The following is a 19,365-nucleotide window of genomic DNA, read 5'->3' on the forward strand; positions in this document are numbered from 1 at the left end:
TTTTGTTATAGCAGCTATACTGTACAAATATTTCCCCCAAAAAAATAAACAGACTCATTTAAGTATCCAAGCTATCTTTATACTCCTAATTTTTAATCTGTAATATATAATTTGAAAAAGGAAGTGTCACTTTGCTGCTTCATAAAATGAAATTTAAATTCATTAAATAGCTTCTTTTTAAGTAATGATGAAAATGATTACCAAAAACTCAAAAATCTATTCTCCATTAAAAGAGAATTTCAGAAATAACCGATTATAAAATTTTGTATAAGATGCTGTACGACAGTATCAGGAACGATACAGACAACCCCATTAAAGATGATGAAGTGCTAACCGTGATGGAAATTTTAAGTAATAGTATTGAAGAAGCTTCCAAAAGCAAGTAATTTAACGAGGAGGGTTACAAAATGAAAATAGGAACAATTGGTTCAGGGTTCATTGTAGACTGGTTTTTAACCGCATTAAATGATATAGAAGGGGCAAGCTGTGAGGCAGTCTATTCCCGCAAAGAGGAGACGGCAAAACCTTTAGCAGATAAATATCAAATAGAAAAAATTTACACCGATTTAAATCAAATGTTTGCCGATCCAAGCATTGAATTTATTTATATTGCTTCCCCAAATAGTCTGCATTTTGAACATGCTTTTCAAGCGTTAAATCATGGGAAACATGTTATTTGTGAGAAGCCTTTTACTTCCACTGCAAAAGAAGCAAAGACATTGATTGAATTAGCGAAACAAAACCAGTTAATGCTCTTTGAAGCTATTTCAAACATTCATTTACCTAATTATCAAGCCATAAAAGAAGAAGTGAAAAAGCTCGGAAAACTAAAATTCGTGCAGTGTAACTACAGTCAATATTCAAGCCGTTATAATAAACTGTTAGATGGGGAAAATCCAAATGTCTTTAATCCCGCTTTTTCCGGTGGAGCGCTGGCTGATATTAATATTTATAATTTACATTTTGTGATGAACTTATTTGGTGTTCCGGATGCTGTAAGCTATACAGCCAATATACATGAAAACGGCATCGACACATCCGGTGTATTAGTGATGAAATACCCTGATTTCATAGCAGAGTGTGTCGGAGCAAAGGATTCGAACAGTATGAATTTTGGGTTAATTCAAGGGGAAAATGGGTACGTTCATGTGCAGGACGGTGCAAATGTATGTAAAAAAGTGATTTCCCATATAGATGATGAAGTAACTGAAATAAACAGCCAGACCAAGAGTAACTGGTTAATCTACGAATTAGCAGTTTTTAAAGATATATTTAACAGCAGCAATCTCGCCCGGTGCTATGAATTATTAGATTATTCTTATGAGGTGATGAAGGTCTTCGAACAAGCTAGAAAAAATGGCGGAATTTATTATCCAGCAGATCAGAAATAGCTGATTTATATAATTCTACTCTCCTCGGCTCCTCTCTCATAGAGGAGCCTTTACCTTTAATAAAATATCATAATCAAAGTTTCTTCAGGGCGAGGAAAGTATCGCTAAATATTGACAATCTCCGAAAAACATTAGTAGACCCAGACAAAAAAGTGTTTAGTCTAGAAGCCGGCAATTCGTTAATAGAGCGTAGAAAATAAATGAGCTTATTTCGTTACTCCCAATGCTCCCCTGGCCATCTGTTCATATTCTTCCATACTGGAAATCATCGCAAATTCTGCAATAGCTACAGCATATGCGGCATCCAGTTCAATAATATGTTCCTTCATCTTCGGCCAATAAATTCCACCGGCTTGTTTATAATAATGAATAAGCTTATCAAGCGCCTCTTCACCAAAAGCTTTATATTGGAAGACAAAATCATTGGAAACATCCGTTACCTTTGCTTCTGTCCAATCAATTAACCCGATAACTTTTGTATCGTCATCAATCATCATATGACCGGCGTGCACGTCTCCATGCATCAACCCTGTTTCCTTTGGCCATAATTCTTCATTATTTAGCCAGTTTTGCCAGCGATTCCAAAGGTCATCCGCAACACCAAAACGTTTCTTTACCTTCTCCATCCGTTCTTTCATCGATACATGTGCTTCTTTTGCTGTATATGCAGGAATACCTGCTTTTTCAGCTTCTTTTTTCGGCACATTGTGCAAAGATGCCAAAACCTCTCCCTGGCTCTGGTGAAATTGTTCTGGTATGTTTTCTATATCCATTTCCCATACATAATTTTGAATTTCCGGATCAATTGTACCAGCAGGAACACCCTTCAGTTTTTTATATGCAATTAAATCGTTTTCGTAAATAGACCAGACAGGAACTTGAAAAGATGCATGCTGATGAACAACTTTTAATACCTTCTGTTCATCAATTGTCCTGTCCATTACATCATCACGTCTCGGTATTCTTAATACCCATTCCTCTCCGTCTGTATCCTTCGCAAAAGCAACCAGAAAATCCAATCCGGATTCATTAAAACGTATAGCGTCTCCCTCCAAATTCAGTCCATATTTACGAGCTAATTCTGACACAGTTTGTTTATCCAAATCTGCCACATCCTTCTTTATTTATTCTGCTTTTATACGCGCAGCCAGTAAAGGATACGTTTAGGATTAAAAAGCAGAGACAAATAAACTCCCCCTCCGCTTATACTTTTCAACCGTATAGGGATTCAAAAATGATAGACCAATCCTTTATCTGGGCACATATCGTGTCTGAAACGTCCGCATTAACGCAAAGATTGGTTATCGATCAACAGAATCCCTCCTCCCTTATAATTACACTCATCCTAGCATAATGGTATTTTATTCGCAACATCACCTTTGTTCCCGTATTTTTTACTTGAAGTGATCAACCGTGTATAATAATAATTAACAGAAATGGGGGTAGATAAAATGGTACAATCAATCAATACCAAAGTTGATTTAGTTATTGATGGAACCTCACATATAAGAATTTCGGATTATGGCAAGATTATGATTGGAGATAAAGGGTTTGAATTTTATAATAAACGAGATGTCCACAAATATATTCAAATTCCTTGGGAGGAAGTTGACTACGTGATTGCTTCTGTCTTGTTCAAGGGTAAATGGATTCCCCGTTATGCTATCCAGACCAAGAAGAATGGAACATATACGTTTTCTTCCAAAGATCCTAAAAAGGTTTTTCGGGCAATTCGTGAATATGTTGATCCGGATCGGATGGTAAAATCATTAACTGTCTTTGATGTAATGAAACGCAATTTGAAGAAGAAATCTAGAAAAGGATAGTTTTTATATACAAGCCAGGGTTAGGACCTTCCTTTTCCTCTTGTAAGGGAAAAATTGGTGTGCTATAATATCTTATGGAAGCTCATTAAAGTAAGCTGATTAATAACTGGTTTAGTAAGTAAAGCGGTTTCATACCAAAATTTAAATAACTATTGCAATTATTTTTTACGTGTTACTGATTCGATCAGGCATGAGTGAAAAGTAGTGATTAAAACGAAGTATATGGGTTCATCTATACTCTGCCTTCATTTTACCTACTTTTTTCTCATGCCTTTTTTTATTGTTTTCACCAGGGGGAAAACGCTTTCCATAAACAAAAAACACTTTAGGAGCTTACCATGTTTATCTAAGCCTTACCAATAAAATAAGAGGAGGTAAAAAGATGGTAGGAATTATCATTGCCAGCCACGGTGAATTTGCTACCGGCATCTTGCAATCTGGAGCAATGATCTTCGGAGAACAGGAGAATGTTAAAGCTGTTACATTGATGCCGAGTGAAGGACCTGAGGATATCAGGGCAAAAATGGAAGAAGCCATTGCTTCTTTTGACAATCAAGATGAAGTATTATTCTTAGTCGATCTTTGGGGCGGAACTCCTTTCAATCAGGCGAGCGGCTTGATGGAAGGCCATGAAGATAAATGGGCTATCGTTGCCGGGTTAAACTTAGCAATGGTGATTGAATCTTATGCTTCACGCATGTCCATGAACACGGCGCATGAAATAGCTGCTCATATTATCGATACAGCGAAAGAAGCAGTTAAAGTAAAACCGGAAGAATTAGAGCCGGCTGATGCTGATACTGCTGAAGTTTCTTCTGGAGCCAGCGCAGGCGCTCCTGGTTCATTTGAATACGTGTTAGCACGAATCGATTCTCGTTTACTGCACGGGCAAGTTGCAACTTCCTGGACAAGAAGTACATCACCTACACGCATCATCGTTGTTTCTGACACAGTAGCAAAGGATGAACTTCGTAAAAGGTTGATTCAACAGGCTGCTCCTTCAGGTATCAAGGCACATACGGTCCCTGTTCAGAAAATGATTGAGCTTGCAAAAGATGATCAACACTTCGGCGGACAACGGGCATTACTTCTTTTTGAGAACCCGCAAGATGCACTCAGAGCCGTTGAAGGCGGTGTTCCACTGGATACCATTAACGTTGGGTCCATGTCACATTCAACTGGTAAAGTTCAGCCAAATAAAGTATTGGCCTTTGACCAGAACGATATTGATACGTTCAAAAAATTAAAAGACTTTGGCGTCGATTTTGACGTACGTAAGGTTCCAGCTGATTCATATGGGAATATGGACGAGATTTTGAGAAGGGCTCAAATGGAATTAGACAGACAGAAAAAATCCTGATCATTAGATAAAAAAGGAGGTTTAATAATCATGGATTTGACGATTATTCAAATAATATTAGTTATTATTGTGGCATTTATAGCTGGTATGGAAGGCATCCTGGATCAATTCCAGTTTCACCAGCCAATTATTGCTTGTACGTTAATCGGCTTAGTTACCGGAGAATTAACGGCATGTCTTATCTTAGGCGGTACCTTGCAGCTGATTGCTTTAGGCTGGGCAAATATTGGTGCAGCTGTAGCGCCGGATGCAGCCTTGGCCTCTGTCGCATCAGCAATTATTCTCGTTTTAGGCGGACAGGGCGCATCAGGTGTATCCTCAGCTATCGCAATTGCAATTCCATTGGCAGTTGCTGGTTTATTATTAACAATCATTGTACGAACCCTCGCTACAGGGATTGTCCATTTAATGGACGCTGCAGCGAAGGAAGGGAATATTAGAAAAATTGAAATATGGCATGTTATTGCTATCTGCATGCAGGGTTTACGTATTGCAATCCCGGCTGCATTAATTATCGCTATTGGTGCAACTCCAGTTAGGGAAATGCTTCAGGCTATGCCGGACTGGCTGACAGATGGTTTGGCAGTCGGCGGTGGAATGGTAGTAGCTGTCGGTTATGCAATGGTTATTAACATGATGGCTACCAAAGAAGTATGGCCATTCTTTGCAATTGGATTCGTACTAGCGACAATCCCGGACATTACACTTGTAGGACTTGGTGGTATCGGTGTGGCTCTTGCGCTTATTTATTTAGCACTTACGAAACAAGGCGGCTCTGGTGGCGGCGGTGGAAACACTGGTGATCCGCTGGGCGATATTATAGAAGATTATTAGAAAGAAGGAGGCTATGAAGATGGCACAAGAAGTGAAATTATCAAAAAGAGATCGTATTTCTATTTGGTGGCGCTCTACTTTCATTCAAGGTTCCTGGAACTATGAACGGATGCAAAATGGCGGCTGGGCATTTTCCATGATTCCCGCAATCAAAAGATTATACCAGACTAAAGAAGATCGTGCTGCAGCACTTCAGCGTCACTTAGAATTCTTTAATACGCACCCTTATGTTGCTTCTCCAATTATTGGTGTAACACTAGCCCTTGAAGAAGAACGTGCAAATGGTGCTCCGGTTGACAATAAAGCAATCCAAGGGGTTAAGGTCGGAATGATGGGACCTTTAGCAGGGATTGGGGATCCTATTTTTTGGTTCACAGTCAGACCAATTCTCGGTGCACTAGCGGCTTCCCTTGCAATGACTGGTAACATACTCGGGCCAATTATTTTCTTTTTAGCATGGAATGCTATCAGGATGGGATTCTTATGGTACACACAGGAACTTGGTTACAAAGCTGGGGAAAAAATCACGGATGACTTGTCAGGCGGATTGCTTCAGGATATTACGAAGGGCGCATCCATACTCGGTATGTTCATCCTTGGAGCACTGGTGAACCGTTGGGTGAATGTGGCCTTTACCCCGACCGTTTCAGAAGTTGAGCTCGGCGAAGGTGCTTATATTGATTGGGATAACTTGCCTGAGGGGTCTGAAGGAATCCAGACCGCGTTGCAACAGCAGGCGGAAGGCAGGGCATTAAGTCAAACGGATGTCACAACCTTACAAGACAACTTAGACAGTTTGATTCCTGGTCTGGCCGGATTACTCCTGACACTACTTTGTATGTGGCTGCTTAGGAAGAAGGTTTCACCAATTGTAATGATTCTTGGATTGTTCGTAGTTGGTGTTGTATTCCACGTAATTCATTTAATGTAATAAATACATTTATCAAAAGACCACCACTAATTGGTGGTCTTTCTTTCTAAGTATGCGATACAATCATCTCCGCATTGCCTTGCAAAGAAAAATCCTTCATCGTATTTGGAATAATAAAATGCACTCCTTTTTCGAGAGGGAACGTTTTATTATCTATCACAATTTCGGCTTTCCCCTTTATAACACTCACCTGCAGGAAATCTCCTTTTCTTTCCAAAATAGCGTTCCCTCGCAAGTCCCAATGATAGACCGTAAAATAAGCTTCTTCAACCAATTTGCGGATAGTCAAATCCTCTATTGTTTCTTGAACAATTTCCCCTTTCGGAGCTTCATGAGGTATATTGGTCACTTCAGCAGCTTGCTTCAGGTGCAAATCTCTTGGATTCCCATTTACATCGGTCCGGTTATAATCATATACACGATAGGTAATGTCTGAGCTCTGCTGTGTCTCTAAAATCACGATTCCTGCCCCAATAGCATGAATCGTTCCGCTTGGCACATAGACAAAATCTCCTGCTGTTACAGGTACACGCTTTAATAAGCTGTCCCATTCTCCGTTCTCCATTGCTTTTTGCAATTCTTTACGGTTCTTGGCATGATGACCTAAAATTAACTCAGCGCCTTCTTCTGCATCCAGCACATACCAGCACTCTGTCTTTCCATAAGGAACACCTTCTTTTTCTTGTGCATAGCTATCATCAGGATGAACCTGTACAGACAAATTTTCATTCGCATCCAAGATCTTTACAAGCAGCGGGTAACTCTCGCTGGCAGCTCCTGCCCGATTAAATAATTTGCCATGTTTTTCCCATGCGTCTTGGAGTGTATTACCTTCCAACGGTCCGTTTTTGATTTTACTTGGACCATTTGGATGAGCAGAAATAACCCATGCTTCTCCTGTGTGCTCATAAGGGGTCTGGTACCCAAATTCCGTAGACAGCTTATTTCCTCCCCAAATCCTTTCCTGCAATACCGGCTCTAAAAAAATAGGTTCATTATACATACAGATCCTCCTAAGAAAACATTCTCTTTCCCTCCATTAACTTTACTACAAATATATAAAGTAATAAAAGAAGAACCTCTATTATCAAAATTTATTTGTCAGAGTAACTTCTCTCCATGAAAAACTCCTCTCTCCCCCTGTCTTGCGCACTTTATTTCCACCATAAAAACAGACTGCCAAATTTGCATGACAGCCCGCTTTTATAGTTAAATGATTTTATCAATTAACCCATATTCTTTTGCCTCTTCTGCACTTAAAAAATAATCACGCTCCGTATCTTCCGCCACCTTTTCAACAGGCTGACCTGAATGCTCCGCAATAATATGATTAATTTTTTCCCGAAGCTTGATAATTCTCTTCGCTGAAATATCAATTTCTGTCGCCTGCCCGCGGGCTCCTCCCAGCGGTTGATGAAGCATAATCTCACTATTTGGAAGCGAAAAACGTTTCCCTTTCGTTCCAGAAAGCAATAGCATAGCTCCAAACGAAGCTGCCAAGCCAGTGCATATAGTACAAACATCAGGTTTAATAAATTGTATCGTATCAAAAATGGCGAAGCCTGCAGAAGTCGAGCCTCCAGGGCTGTTGATATAAATAGAGATATCCTTCTTCTCATCCTCCGCAGCCAAAAATAACAACTGGGCAACAATGCTATTCGCCATCTGATCATTAATTTCATCACTAACCATAATAATCCGGTCTTTTAACAATCTGGAAAAAATATCATAAGACCGCTCTCCGCGATCTGACTGCTCAATAACATAAGGAACTGTATTCATATGCATCCTCCTTGTAAACGCATGAATTTTGACAGTCTATGCTGCCATCGAGAGAGCGTAAGGAAAAGAACGATATATTTGCTGACATAACCTTTATCCCGTTTATTTTGTGACAAGAAAAGCAATAATGCAAAGCTGACTGTAAGTCGTTCGGAAGGTCGTATCTTCTTTATTTTTATTCGTGCCAGGCCCAGCACACATGTCATTCCTTCCTTTTACGCTTCTCTATCACATAAACGATTACTGATCCCAAAAAGATACGGGAGTTTGAAAATTTTAAATCACCTCTTAAATCCAGCGGTTCTATTTCTTATATTATTGTTTCATTATGACAATTCCCGCAAAAAAACCTTTGACATTCTTATAATATTGATGTAAGTTACTAATACACGAACATTTAAATCAAAAAACAATTTAATATTCGTATTTTGATTATCTATATAAATTTGGAAATATGGTCCAAAAGTTTCTACCAAACTACCGTAAATGGTTTGACTATAGAAAATCACAAATGATCAATAGAATAAGATAGAATAACATGTATCTATTTCATCTTTCGGGTGGATGTATCGCTGTTTTTTTGTGACTGAACAATAGATAGCTGTTCAGTTATTTTCACAGCGTATTTAATGGACGCTTCAGCTGAAGTGATATACAAGCGAATGTCGCCCCGTTTACATTGGTCTTTTTTGTGTTTTTCATATGCCAAGCTTGAAACTCTAGTAAAGGAAACTTACTGGAGTTTTTTTATTTGCATCTGACCATTGACTTGGCAATACATCTAAGGAGGAAAAACACAACATGGAAAAAGCACCACAAAAAACAACTATTATTGGACATTTAAAAGAGAATTACCGTCTGTATGCTATCGCATTTGGGATTGTTATTATTGCTGAGCTTATCGGCACAATCCAATTCAGCGTCGGCTCCGCACTAATTGTGCTTTACCCAATGTTATTCGCTATTATTATCAGTATTCTATTCGGAAAAGATGTACTTGGATTTCTAAAAAAGAAGGAAGCCAAAAAAGCATCACAGCTCGTTCTTGTTGCTATCTCCCCATTCATGGCAAAAATAGGCGTTATGGCAGGATCTAACCTTCCTGAGCTTGTCAATGTAGGTCCAGCACTGGTTTTTCAGGAATTTGGAACAATTGGTACGATGCTGTTTGCTCTTCCTATCGCTCTACTGCTCGGTCTTAAACGAGAAGCAATCGGTGCAACCAGCTCTACCAACCGCGATAAAGATTATGGACTAATCTGCAGCAAATACGGAGCAAACTCTCCTGAAGCCCGCGGCTCCCTTTCTATTTATATCATTGGATTTCTGATTGGGACAACTTATCTCGGTTTATTAGCAAGTATTGTCGCATCGTTTGATTTCTTTCATCCGCTGGCTCTGGCAATGGCAAGCGGCATCGGAAGCGGTGTTATGATGGCGGCCGCCTCAAGTACGCTGGCAACAATTTATCCGGCCTATGCAGATCAGATCGTTATGCTTGCCGGAATGAGTGATATGTTATCAGCGATTACCGGTATTTACTTTACACTATTTATTTCACTGCCGCTTGTAAATAAAATGTATACCTGGTTAGAGCCTAAAATCGGACGACGAGGAAAAAACATTTCTCATAATAAATCAACAGAAAGCAGGATTTCACAATGAATATGAGTATGAAAGACTGGACAATCTCTCTTTTATTTACCTCTGTCCTTACAGCGATTATTGCAAACTTTTTTCAAAATGATGTTTCAATTATAGATTCTATCCCTGGTGTATTAATTTTATCCAGTATTGCATTTATCGGGATATTCATAGCGAAGCTCGTTCCTTTTAAAATACCTGCTGTTGTGTATGTTGCTTTAACTGGCTTACTTTTAGCCAGCCCGATTTCACCAATTTCTGATCCAATTATTTACTATACATCTTTGATTTCTTTTACAGCACCGCTCACTGTCGTTGGTACTCTGGCAGGAATAGGATTGGATTTTAAAGCCTTTATGAGCCAAAGCTGGAAAATGATTATTATTGCTGTATTTGTATTTACAGGAACATTCCTGCTTCAGGCAGTCTTTGCACAAGTATTTTTAACAGTGACGAATGCTTTTTAAAATAAGAATAAAATTATGTTGAAAAGAGGCTGATAATACAGTCTTTTTCAACGTGTTCTAAAAGGAGAAATACGATGAATGCAGATTTAATAATTAAAAATTGTTCTATACTAACCCCTGACTTTGAAATTATTCATGATCAAAATATTGTCATCAAGGAACAAACAATCATAGCAATCGAGAAAGAACGCACAGAAACATATGATGTAAAAGAATCTCTGGATGGAAAAGGCAAGCTTGTGATGCCAGGCTTCATTGATGCGCATACACATACCAACCAGCAGCTTTTGCGCGGCAGGATTTCAGATGAATATCCGATGATTTGGACTCGTATAATGGTTCCATTTGAAAGCAATCTCAAGGAAGAAGATGTAGCAATCAGTGCAGAGCTGAGCTGTCTGGAAATGCTGAAGGCTGGAACCACCGGCTTTATTGATGCAGGCGGGAGCTATATGCACAAGGTCGCAGAAGCTGTAGAGACTTCTGGTTTACGCGGTGTGCTTACCTGTTCCACAATGGATACAGGGGCTGCTATCCCAGAATCAATGAAAACAACGATTGAAAATAATATCGAGAGAAATAAAGACCTGTTTGATGCTTATCACGGGAAAGCAGATGGACGAATCAAGGTGTGGTATTCCTTACGATCACTGATTACATGTACTCCTGAACTCATTCAAAAGGTCTATGAAACAGCAAATGCTGCAGGAACAGGTATGCAGACGCATATGAATGAGTATACAAATGAAATCAGCTATTGCTTGGAAAACTTCCAAATGCGCCCATACGAATACCTGGAGTCCTTAGGCGTGCTGGACGAAAATTTCTTAGGTGCTCACAGTATCCTCTTATCCGAGAATGAGATGAATCTCATTCAGAAACACGATAGCAAGGTAGCTCACAGCCCTATCAGCAATGCGGGAAAAGGGGTTACCAAAACTCCCGGTCTTATGCAAAAAGGCGTAAGTATCGGTTTAGGGACAGACGGCTCTGCCCACTCAGGCCTAAGCTTGTTTGATCAAATGAAGGTCTTCAAATCCTTAATGCGTGCCTTCTGGGGAGTACCGATTTTTGATCCTGTTGTAATGCCTTCGAAGAACATCTTAGAAATGGCGACACTTGGCGGGGCAAAAGCTATGCTGCAGGATGAACAGCTTGGAACGATCGAAGTTGGTAAGAAAGCGGATATGATTTTAATAAACACGGATCAGCCGCATATTGCACCGACTCATCAGCTGACAAATACCTTAATTGAATCTGCAAACAGCAACGACGTTTCGGATGTGATTGTTAATGGACGTATTTTGATGAAGGATAGAGAAGTACTTACCTTGGATGAAGAAAGAATTAAATATGAAAGTAAAAAAGCTATGGACGCCCTCATTATTCGTGCTAAAATTTAGATATTGAACAAAGTATACGAGCGATTTAACGCAATGTTGAAGCGCTCTTCTCTTTGTTCAGGACAAATTAACAAACATAGTATTCAGGAAAAAGCACTTAGAAAGTTGAGGTCACTTAGATGTTAACGTTTTTTATTGTATTTATCGCAAATTTAATTATCGGGATATTAGTAGGATTATCAGGCGTCTCAGGCTTTTTGCTACCAATTATTTATGTCGGCTTTCTTGGGCTGCCCATACACGATTCTCTGGCTCTCAGCTTCCTCGCTTTTTTGGTTGCCGGTATCATTGGTGCTTATTCTTATTGGAAGCTGAAATTTATGGATTTAAAATTAGCACTTTATTTAAGCATCGGCAGTCTTCCAGGAGCTTTTCTCGGTGTACAAATTAATGTGCTTATTTCCGAAACATTGGCGAAGCTGCTGCTTTATTTATTTGTTTTGTTCGCGGGACTTTCCATTATACTGAAGAAAAATAAAGCTCCAGCTGATAATGAAACAGAAACTGACCAGTCCGTTATTTTAAAAAAGCCTATATGGATTATGGTTCTCGGGCTGTTTACCGCAGCTATCTGTGCTCTGACTGGTGCAGGAGGTCCAATTTTAATTGTGCCATTACTTGCAGCTCTTGGTGTAAATATCCGGACAGCAGTGGGTGTCGGGCTGTTAAACTCGATTATCATTGCTCTTCCATCTATATTCGGATATTTCACATATGCAAGCATCGACAATATGCATCTGTTTATTCTCTTTAGTTTAATTGGTACAACGATAGGAATCTTAACAGGTTCCCGAGTTGCCAATAAGGTTCCTGTGGAACAATTAAAGATTTTTATTGCAGTGATTACTATTATTTCTTCCATTTACATGCTTATCAGTCTAGCATTAGGAAATTAAAAAAGCGCAGCATGCGGCTGCGCTTTTTCTTTATCTATTAAAGGTTACTCTTTCATCCGTATCATTTAACAAAATGGACGCCTCACTTGGTTTTGTGTGAGCAATCATTTTTCCATTTCTGAAGGAGTGTGTCACAACAGCCTGCTTACGGATTGCATCGTATTCATTATCAGCGGACAAAACGATGAAATTCGCAGGCTTGCCTGCTTCAATGCCGTAATTCTCTTCAATATGCAGTGTTTTGGCACTGTTTTTTGTAATTAAGTCGATGGAGTTAACAATCTGCTCATAGCCCATCAATTGGGACGCATGAATACCCATATGCAGCACCTGCAGCATATTGCCCGTTCCCAGCGGATACCAAGGGTCAAAAATATCATCATGGCCAAAGCAGATATTCATCCCTGCTTCCTGAATCTCTTTCACACGGGTTAAGCCGCGGCGTTTTGGATACGTATCAAATCTGCCCTGAAGATGAATATTTACAAGCGGGTTCGATACAAAATTAATGTTAGACATCTTCAGCAACCGGAACAGCTTCGATGTATACGCATCATTATAAGATCCCATTGCTGTCGTATGGCTGGCTGTCGTACGCTCGCCCCAGCCGCGTTCATAGGCTTCTTTTGCAACTACTTCAACAAAGCGGGACTGTTCATCATCAATTTCATCACAATGAATATCCACTAATTTATCGTATTTCTCCGCAAGATCGAACGCGACTCTCATAGAATCTACGCCGTATTCTCTTGTGAATTCGAAATGCGGGATGCCTCCTACAACATCAGCACCCATTTTCAATGCTTCCTCCAAAAGCTCCTTGCCATTTGGATAAGAATGAATTCCCTCTTGCGGGAAAGCTACCAGCTGAATATCTACATAAGGAGCCATCTCTTCCTTAACTTCCAGCATTGCTTTTAAAGCCGTCAGCTCTGGATCAGTTACGTCCACATGTGTACGGACATTCTGGATTCCCTGAGCAATTTGCCATTTCAATGCTGTTTTGGACCTTTTTTTCACATCTTCCATCGTTAACGTTTCTTTTCTTTCCGACCAGCGCTGAATCCCTTCAAATAAAGTTCCGCTTTGATTCCAGGCAGGTTCTCCTGCTGTTAAAGTCGTATCTAAATGGATATGTGGTTCAATAAAAGGCGGGAGAACCAGCGCGCCATTTACATCCATAATCTCTTTATCTTCAGATGATGGCAACTCCTCTGTTACCGCACTAAACTTACCATTTTCTATAACAATATTCCAAAGGCCATTTTTTCCTCTTAGCTTTGCATTTTTAATAATCACTGACTACCTCATCCTTCTCTTTTAATGGTACGGTGACCGTTTCTTTTTGAGACATTATTTTCATTCCGGCAACATAAATGATAGATGTTCCTACTAATGCATTAATCGGCGGAATTCCCGGCGCAAAGTTTGCAGCTGCTACCCCTCCGGCCCAGGCAATAATTGCTACCCAGTTTACAGCCTTAAACTTCATTGTTTTAAAAGGCTCATACTTTCTGCGGCGGACCAGGAAGTAATCTGCCAGGATAATCGCTCCAATAGACGGCAATGCAGACCCCAGAATGTTTAAGAATCCAACAAAGTTATTGTACAGCCATATCGCGGCAAGTGTCCCGACAATCCCATTGAACACCACAATTTTTTTCTTCGGTAATTTTGTAATATTAGCAAACCCTAAACCGGATGCATATAGAGCACTATCATTCGTTGTCCAAATATTTAAGCCTAACACAATAATAGCAGGAATCATCAGTCCTTGTAAAAACATCACGTCCGAAATATCTGCGATTCCAAAAGCCATCGCACCGACTGCCCCGAATAAAAACATCAATGAATTCCCAAGGAAGAAAGCAATAATATTTGCCCACACTGCTGATTTCGCTGACTTTGCAAAGCGTGCAAAATCAGGGGTCAGTGTTCCCGCACTGATAAATGATCCCACACAAATAGTTAATGCCAATCCCACACTCATTATCTGTGTTGGTTCATAAGCGAATAACCCTTGCAGCCCTCCAATTTCCTGCGCCGAGTTAGACATGGAATAGCTTCCAAAAATAGCAATCGCCGGTACCGCAATAAATCCTAATATGGTTAAAGTTTTCATTCCAAAAATCGCTGAAACAGTCATTAGCAGGCCAAAAACTGCGATAAGCAAGTAGACGTTCCATCCTGTTGCTGTGGCAACTGGAATAGCAAACATCGCCAGCCCTACTCCAAACCAGCACACTTGTGTAGAAGCAAGTAAAAAGGAAGTCAGGTAAGATCCTTTTTCTCCAAATGCATAACGTGCTAATAAATGTGTAGATAATCCGGTTTTGGAAGCAATATAAGCCAGGGAGCCTGTATAAAGTCCAAGGATAAGGTTACCGGCCAGTACAATCCAGATAAATTTAGAAAAGTTTAATCCTGTCCCCAATGTTCCTCCAGACATCATACTGGCTGAGAAAAAGCTGAGCGACAGCATTACCGCTAAAATCTTCCAAAACCCGTTTCGATGTGATTGCGGCACTGCCTGTAATGAAAACTCTTTATCTATTTGTGACATACCAATTCCTCCAGTGTTTTAATATAAGAAACTGGCACCGAAAAACTTATTCTTTCGAGATTATAGACAAGAAAAAAGCTCCCTGTCCAATCCCTGACAAGAAGCTTTTCCCTATATAATGCACACCTGAAGACACCTCACACACAGGGTATCCACAGGTATTCATTATGTTCGCGCTGTCCTTGTCAGCCTCTCTGGACTGATTTAAAGGTACCAGTATGTTTATCAAAATATATTATGGCACAAAATTCTTGATTTGTCATCCTGGAAATTTCAGGTTTGAAGTTATTATTTACAGACTTTAAAATAATTAAAGGCTACGACTAACCAGATATATTTATCAACCCTTTCTATTCCCTCCAAAAAAAGCTTAAAGTCTTCTATTTCTTCATAAAAGAATTGACCTACTCTCTTCCTTACTAATATGCTAAAATAACAAGGTAACAACGAATTATTGAAAAATTTGATTGGGGTAGAACAATGGAAAAGAAATTTGTTTCTGCAAAGGACGTAGCTAAATTAGCAAATGTGTCACAATCCACTGTTTCAAGAGTCTTTACTCCTGGAGCCAGTGTTTCTGAAAAAGTAAGAAGAAAAGTGTTAGAAGTAGCAGAAGAATTAAATTACCGCCCAAACGCCCTTGCAAGAGGATTAATTAACAAAAAAACCAATATTGTCGGTCTAGCAATGAAAGACATTCAAAATCCTTTTTACCATGAAGTGCTTGGGATGTTTTCAATGAAATTAAGAGAAAAAGGATATAATGTATTATTTGTATATACGAAAAATGAGGAAATCCAGCAGGAAGAAATCAATCATTTTCTGGAATACAATGTAGAAGGAATTATTATTACTGATGCGCTTCTTTCTTCTAATGTTGTAGCCAAAATTCATGACAACAATATCCCTATAACTCTATTTAACCGATACCATAAAGATATTCCGTGTAACTCTGTTTCCAGTGATAATATAAACGCCTCAAAAGAAATTGCATCCTATTTCTATGAACAGGGATATCGAGATATTGTCTACATCACAGGAAAAATAAATACATCTACGAATAAGGATAGGCAAAAAGGGTTTACAGAGTATCTAAAAGAAAAAAAAATTGAGGTTACTATTTTAGAAGGGAACTATACTTACGAAAAATCTTATTACCTCACTAAAAAAATGATTGAAGATGGACATCGTCCGGAAGCAATCTTCGGCGCAAATGATATTACTGCTATTGGGGCTTTAGATGCTTTACGCGAAAAAAATATTTCTGTACCAGAGGAAACAGCTGTTATTGGGTTCGATAATATAAAAATGGCCTCCTGGCCTTCATATATGCTATCCACTTGGGTTCAGCCAATAGAAGAAATGGTGGATGAAGCTATTCACTTGCTCTTAAATAATGACAGGGTTAATTCTCCAAAAGCGGTGAAATTAAAAGGAAAATTCATTCATAGGAATACAACAAAATAATAAATATTAAATTCCTCTTGACATTTGAAACCGTTTTCGTTTATTATCTTTTTAAAGCTATTATCCGTAGCTTTTTTATTTTAATATTATTGCATACGTATTCAATATGATGTATTTTGCATACGTATGCAAATAAAGGAGAGGAATTATATGTCAATATATTTAAAAGAAGGAAAAATTACTGCAGATATTCAGCAGGATGACGCTAAGGTTGCTGATATTGTTCGTTCTACTATTAAGGAAATTGAAGATAAAGGAGATAAAGCAATTCGTGAGCTTTCCGAAAAATTTGATAATTGGAGTCCAAAAAGCTTTCAATTAACTAAAAAAGAGATCGAAGAAATTTGCGAATCAATTCCTGAACAAACTGTAAAAGATATTGAATTTGCACAAAATAATATCCGTAACTTTGCTGAACATCAAAGAAACTCCATGAAAGATATCGAAGTTGAAACAATGCCTGGTGTGATTCTTGGTCATAAAAATATTCCCGTAGATAGTGTAGGCTGTTATATTCCCGGAGGACGTTATCCAATGGTCGCTTCGGCACATATGAGTGTTTTAACCGCTAAAGTAGCCGGAGTGAAACGCGTGATTGCTTGTACTCCTCCGATAAATGGAGAAATCCCGGCAACAACTGTTTATGCTATGCACAAGGCTGGAGCTGATGAAATTTATATTCTAGGCGGGATTCAGGCAATGGCTGGAATGGCAATTGGAACAGAAACAATAGAAGCTGTAGATATGATTGTAGGACCAGGAAATGCTTTTGTTGCAGAAGCTAAACGCCAATTATATGGACGAGTTGGAATAGATTTATTCGCTGGGCCAACTGAAACACTCGTGGTTGCAGATGAGACAAGTGATCCAGAAATGATTGCTACAGATATCCTGGGTCAGGGAGAACATGGCCCTACATCGCCGGGAGCTTTAATTACTACTTCTAAAGCGATTGCAGAGGAGACTGTCAAAGAAATTGAGAGACAACTGAAAATCTTGCCTACTGCTGATGTAGCACGTGTTTCCTGGGAGGATTACGGACAAATTATTCTGGTTGACGATGAACAAGAGGCTTTAGAAGAAGCGAATCGATTAGCTTTCGAGCATGTTGAAATCTTGACAAAAAATCCTGATTTCTTCTTAGAAAACATGACGAGTTATGGCTGTTTATTCCTTGGACCAGAAACAAATGTTGCTTACGGAGATAAAGTAATTGGAACAAATCATACCCTGCCGACAAAAGGAGCAGCAAGATACACTGGAGGACTTTGGGTCGGCAAATTCCTAAAAACAGTAACTTATCAAAAGGTTACCTCTAAAGAACAAAGTGCTTACCTTGGAGAATATGCTGCACGGCTTTGTCAATTAGAAAACTTTGCCGGTCATGCAGAACAAGCCTTATTGCGTGTTCGGAAATACGGTAAAAAGTCATGATTTATTCATACCTCAATATAGGCGGGTGAAGATATGATAAGTATGATTGGATTAATTGGCGGGCTGGCACTATTAACCTTTTTAGTGATGAGAGGAATGAATCTGTTAGTTGTTGCTCCACTTTCAGCCCTTTTTGTTGCAGTACTAAATGGATTACCTTTGTTCCCTCAGCTTGCTGCTGAGGGACAAGCAGACTTTGTTACTGGCTATATGGATGGATTTGCCGGCTTTATTACGTCCTGGTATCTTATGTTCTTAGCAGGCGCAATTTTTGGTAAAGTCATGGAAGATAGCGGTGCAGCAGAAAGTGTTTCTAACTGGATTGTATCAAAAATAGGTATGAAGCATGCTGTTCTAGCAGTTGTTCTTGCCTGTGCAGTATTAACCTATGGCGGAGTCAGCCTGTTTGTTGTTGCTTTTGCAGTCTACCCAATGGCTATCAGCTTGTTTAAAGAAGCAAATTTGCCAAGAAGATTTATCCCGGCTGCATTAGCCTTTGGCTCAACTACATTTACGATGACATCAGCTGGTTCGCCGGAAATTCAAAACTGGATTCCCATTCCTTATTTAGGGACGAGCCCTTACGCGGGCTGGCAGGTCAGCTTGATTGTAGCAATTTTCATATTAATCTTGGGCCAATGGCTGCTAATGAAAATGATTCGCAAAGCCGTTGCAAAAGGAGAACATTTTGTTGAAAGAGAGTCGGATAATAAAGAAAAAAGAAACCGTTTACCGCATCCCTTGTTGAGTTTAATTCCTTTGCTGGCAGTTCTTGTTGTATCATTTATTTTCCATGATTCTTTAGAACAATCAGCACTTATTATCGCCTTGCTTAGTGGTATTATCACAACTTGGTTATTAAACCGAAAATATTTCAGAGATTTTTGGTCAGCGGTTGGGGATGGAACAATGGGAGCTTTAATTGCTATTGGAAATACTGCTGCAGTTGTTGGGTTTGGCGGCGTCGCAAAAGTCACACCAGCATTTGAAACAGCTGTTAATTTTATGACAGATATTCCAGGAAGCCCTTTAATTGGCGGTGCTATAGCTGTAATGGTTATCGCCGGCTTAACAGGATCTTCTTCCGGAGGTCAGACGATTGCATTACCTATCTTAGCCCCCCACTATTTAGATATGGGTGTAGATGCTGAAGCTCTTCACCGGACTGTCTCACTTTCATCAGGAACATTGGATTCTCTGCCTCACGGTGGATATGCAGTCACAACGATACGCTCTATTTGTGGTGAAACACATAAAAGCGCCTACCCATCTTTTGGTGTAGTAACTGTGCTCGTTCCACTCATTGGAGTAATTCTGGCAGTTATCCTATTTTCATTAGGGTTGGGAAGTTAATGTATTTCCTTTAT

Annotated in this window: 17 protein-coding genes and 1 riboswitch; of the genes, 12 read left to right on the forward strand and 5 right to left on the reverse strand. The window is 39.4% G+C overall.

Going from position 1 to position 19,365, the window contains the following annotated elements; translation table 11 throughout:
• Positions 1 to 407 precede the first annotated feature (407 nt).
• Positions 408 to 1,391 carry a Gfo/Idh/MocA family protein gene (locus MKY30_RS04595; RefSeq protein WP_339283589.1) on the forward strand — a complete coding sequence of 328 codons (984 nt, stop codon included), beginning with the start codon at positions 408 to 410 and terminating at the stop codon, positions 1,389 to 1,391.
• Positions 1,392 to 1,597: 206 nt separating this feature from the next.
• On the opposite strand, the gene MKY30_RS04600 is transcribed toward MKY30_RS04595, so the two are convergent.
• Entirely contained in the window at positions 1,598 to 2,494 is an 897-nt protein-coding gene (locus tag MKY30_RS04600; protein WP_445667708.1) for a macrolide 2'-phosphotransferase, read from the reverse strand.
• Positions 2,495 to 2,842: 348 nt separating this feature from the next.
• Between MKY30_RS04600 and MKY30_RS04605 the strand changes: the two genes are divergently transcribed.
• The 4 genes from MKY30_RS04605 to MKY30_RS04620 all read left to right on the forward strand — a co-directional run bounded on the left by MKY30_RS04605 (position 2,843) and on the right by MKY30_RS04620 (position 6,342).
• Positions 2,843 to 3,217: a DUF956 family protein gene (locus tag MKY30_RS04605; RefSeq protein ID WP_339283593.1), complete on the forward strand. Its 375-nt coding sequence runs from the start codon at positions 2,843 to 2,845 to the stop codon at positions 3,215 to 3,217.
• Positions 3,218 to 3,599: 382 nt separating this feature from the next.
• Positions 3,600 to 4,577, forward strand: a complete 978-nt coding sequence (locus MKY30_RS04610) for a mannose/fructose/sorbose PTS transporter subunit IIA (protein WP_156986167.1) — start codon at positions 3,600 to 3,602, stop codon at positions 4,575 to 4,577.
• A 36-nt stretch (positions 4,578 to 4,613) separates the two neighbouring features.
• Positions 4,614 to 5,411, forward strand: coding sequence for a PTS mannose/fructose/sorbose transporter subunit IIC (locus tag MKY30_RS04615; protein ID WP_222595754.1), 798 nt, complete (start codon positions 4,614 to 4,616; stop codon positions 5,409 to 5,411).
• Positions 5,412 to 5,430: 19 nt separating this feature from the next.
• Positions 5,431 to 6,342, forward strand: coding sequence for a mannose/fructose/sorbose PTS transporter subunit IID (locus MKY30_RS04620; protein WP_156986168.1), 912 nt, complete (start codon positions 5,431 to 5,433; stop codon positions 6,340 to 6,342).
• A 46-nt stretch (positions 6,343 to 6,388) separates the two neighbouring features.
• Here MKY30_RS04620 and manA read toward each other — a convergent pair whose 3' ends face one another.
• Together manA and clpP are read right to left on the reverse strand one after the other, a co-directional pair.
• Positions 6,389 to 7,345 carry a mannose-6-phosphate isomerase, class I gene (gene manA / locus MKY30_RS04625; RefSeq protein WP_341082914.1) on the reverse strand — a complete coding sequence of 319 codons (957 nt, stop codon included), beginning with the start codon at positions 7,343 to 7,345 and terminating at the stop codon, positions 6,389 to 6,391.
• 206 nt (positions 7,346 to 7,551) lie between these two features.
• Positions 7,552 to 8,124, reverse strand: coding sequence for an ATP-dependent Clp endopeptidase proteolytic subunit ClpP (clpP, locus tag MKY30_RS04630; protein ID WP_147211290.1), 573 nt, complete (start codon positions 8,122 to 8,124; stop codon positions 7,552 to 7,554).
• A gap of 416 nt (positions 8,125 to 8,540) precedes the next feature.
• A riboswitch (purine riboswitch) is annotated at positions 8,541 to 8,642 on the forward strand.
• 283 nt (positions 8,643 to 8,925) lie between these two features.
• Between clpP and MKY30_RS04635 the strand changes: the two genes are divergently transcribed.
• The 4 genes from MKY30_RS04635 (at position 8,926) to MKY30_RS04650 (ending at position 12,534) form a co-directional block, all read left to right on the forward strand.
• Positions 8,926 to 9,789: a DUF3100 domain-containing protein gene (locus MKY30_RS04635; RefSeq protein WP_147211291.1), complete on the forward strand. Its 864-nt coding sequence runs from the start codon at positions 8,926 to 8,928 to the stop codon at positions 9,787 to 9,789.
• Positions 9,786 to 10,235 (forward strand): hypothetical protein, encoded by a 450-nt coding sequence (locus tag MKY30_RS04640; protein ID WP_341082915.1) that lies wholly within the window; start codon positions 9,786 to 9,788, stop codon positions 10,233 to 10,235. The genes MKY30_RS04635 and MKY30_RS04640 overlap by 4 nt, the downstream gene beginning before the upstream one ends.
• A 74-nt stretch (positions 10,236 to 10,309) precedes the next feature.
• The gene (locus MKY30_RS04645; protein ID WP_341082916.1) at positions 10,310 to 11,638 is read left to right on the forward strand and encodes an amidohydrolase family protein; all 1,329 of its coding nucleotides are present in this window, start codon (positions 10,310 to 10,312) and stop codon (positions 11,636 to 11,638) included.
• A gap of 119 nt (positions 11,639 to 11,757) precedes the next feature.
• Positions 11,758 to 12,534 (forward strand): sulfite exporter TauE/SafE family protein, encoded by a 777-nt coding sequence (locus tag MKY30_RS04650; RefSeq protein WP_341082917.1) that lies wholly within the window; start codon positions 11,758 to 11,760, stop codon positions 12,532 to 12,534.
• A gap of 30 nt (positions 12,535 to 12,564) precedes the next feature.
• Here the strand turns inward: MKY30_RS04650 and MKY30_RS04655 are convergent, their stop codons facing one another.
• Both MKY30_RS04655 and codB read right to left on the reverse strand, forming a co-directional pair.
• Positions 12,565 to 13,833, reverse strand: a complete 1,269-nt coding sequence (locus MKY30_RS04655; protein WP_156986171.1) for a cytosine deaminase — start codon at positions 13,831 to 13,833, stop codon at positions 12,565 to 12,567.
• A complete protein-coding gene (codB, locus tag MKY30_RS04660) occupies positions 13,823 to 15,097 on the reverse strand; it encodes a cytosine permease (protein ID WP_147211296.1) in 1,275 nt (424 codons plus the stop codon). The genes MKY30_RS04655 and codB overlap by 11 nt, the downstream gene beginning before the upstream one ends.
• 480 nt (positions 15,098 to 15,577) lie before the next feature.
• Here codB and MKY30_RS04665 point away from each other — a divergent pair, with 480 nt between their 5' ends.
• The 3 genes from MKY30_RS04665 (at position 15,578) to MKY30_RS04675 (ending at position 19,351) form a co-directional block, all read left to right on the forward strand.
• Positions 15,578 to 16,564 (forward strand): LacI family DNA-binding transcriptional regulator, encoded by a 987-nt coding sequence (locus MKY30_RS04665; protein WP_341082918.1) that lies wholly within the window; start codon positions 15,578 to 15,580, stop codon positions 16,562 to 16,564.
• A gap of 150 nt (positions 16,565 to 16,714) precedes the next feature.
• Positions 16,715 to 17,998: a histidinol dehydrogenase gene (gene hisD, locus MKY30_RS04670; RefSeq protein WP_341082919.1), complete on the forward strand. Its 1,284-nt coding sequence runs from the start codon at positions 16,715 to 16,717 to the stop codon at positions 17,996 to 17,998.
• Between the two features lie 33 nt (positions 17,999 to 18,031).
• Positions 18,032 to 19,351: a GntP family permease gene (locus MKY30_RS04675; protein WP_341082920.1), complete on the forward strand. Its 1,320-nt coding sequence runs from the start codon at positions 18,032 to 18,034 to the stop codon at positions 19,349 to 19,351.
• Positions 19,352 to 19,365 lie beyond the last annotated feature (14 nt).

Origin of the sequence: Oceanobacillus sp. FSL W8-0428, from assembly GCF_038004405.1 — a bacterium.
Lineage (GTDB): Bacteria > Bacillota > Bacilli > Bacillales > Amphibacillaceae > Oceanobacillus > Oceanobacillus sojae.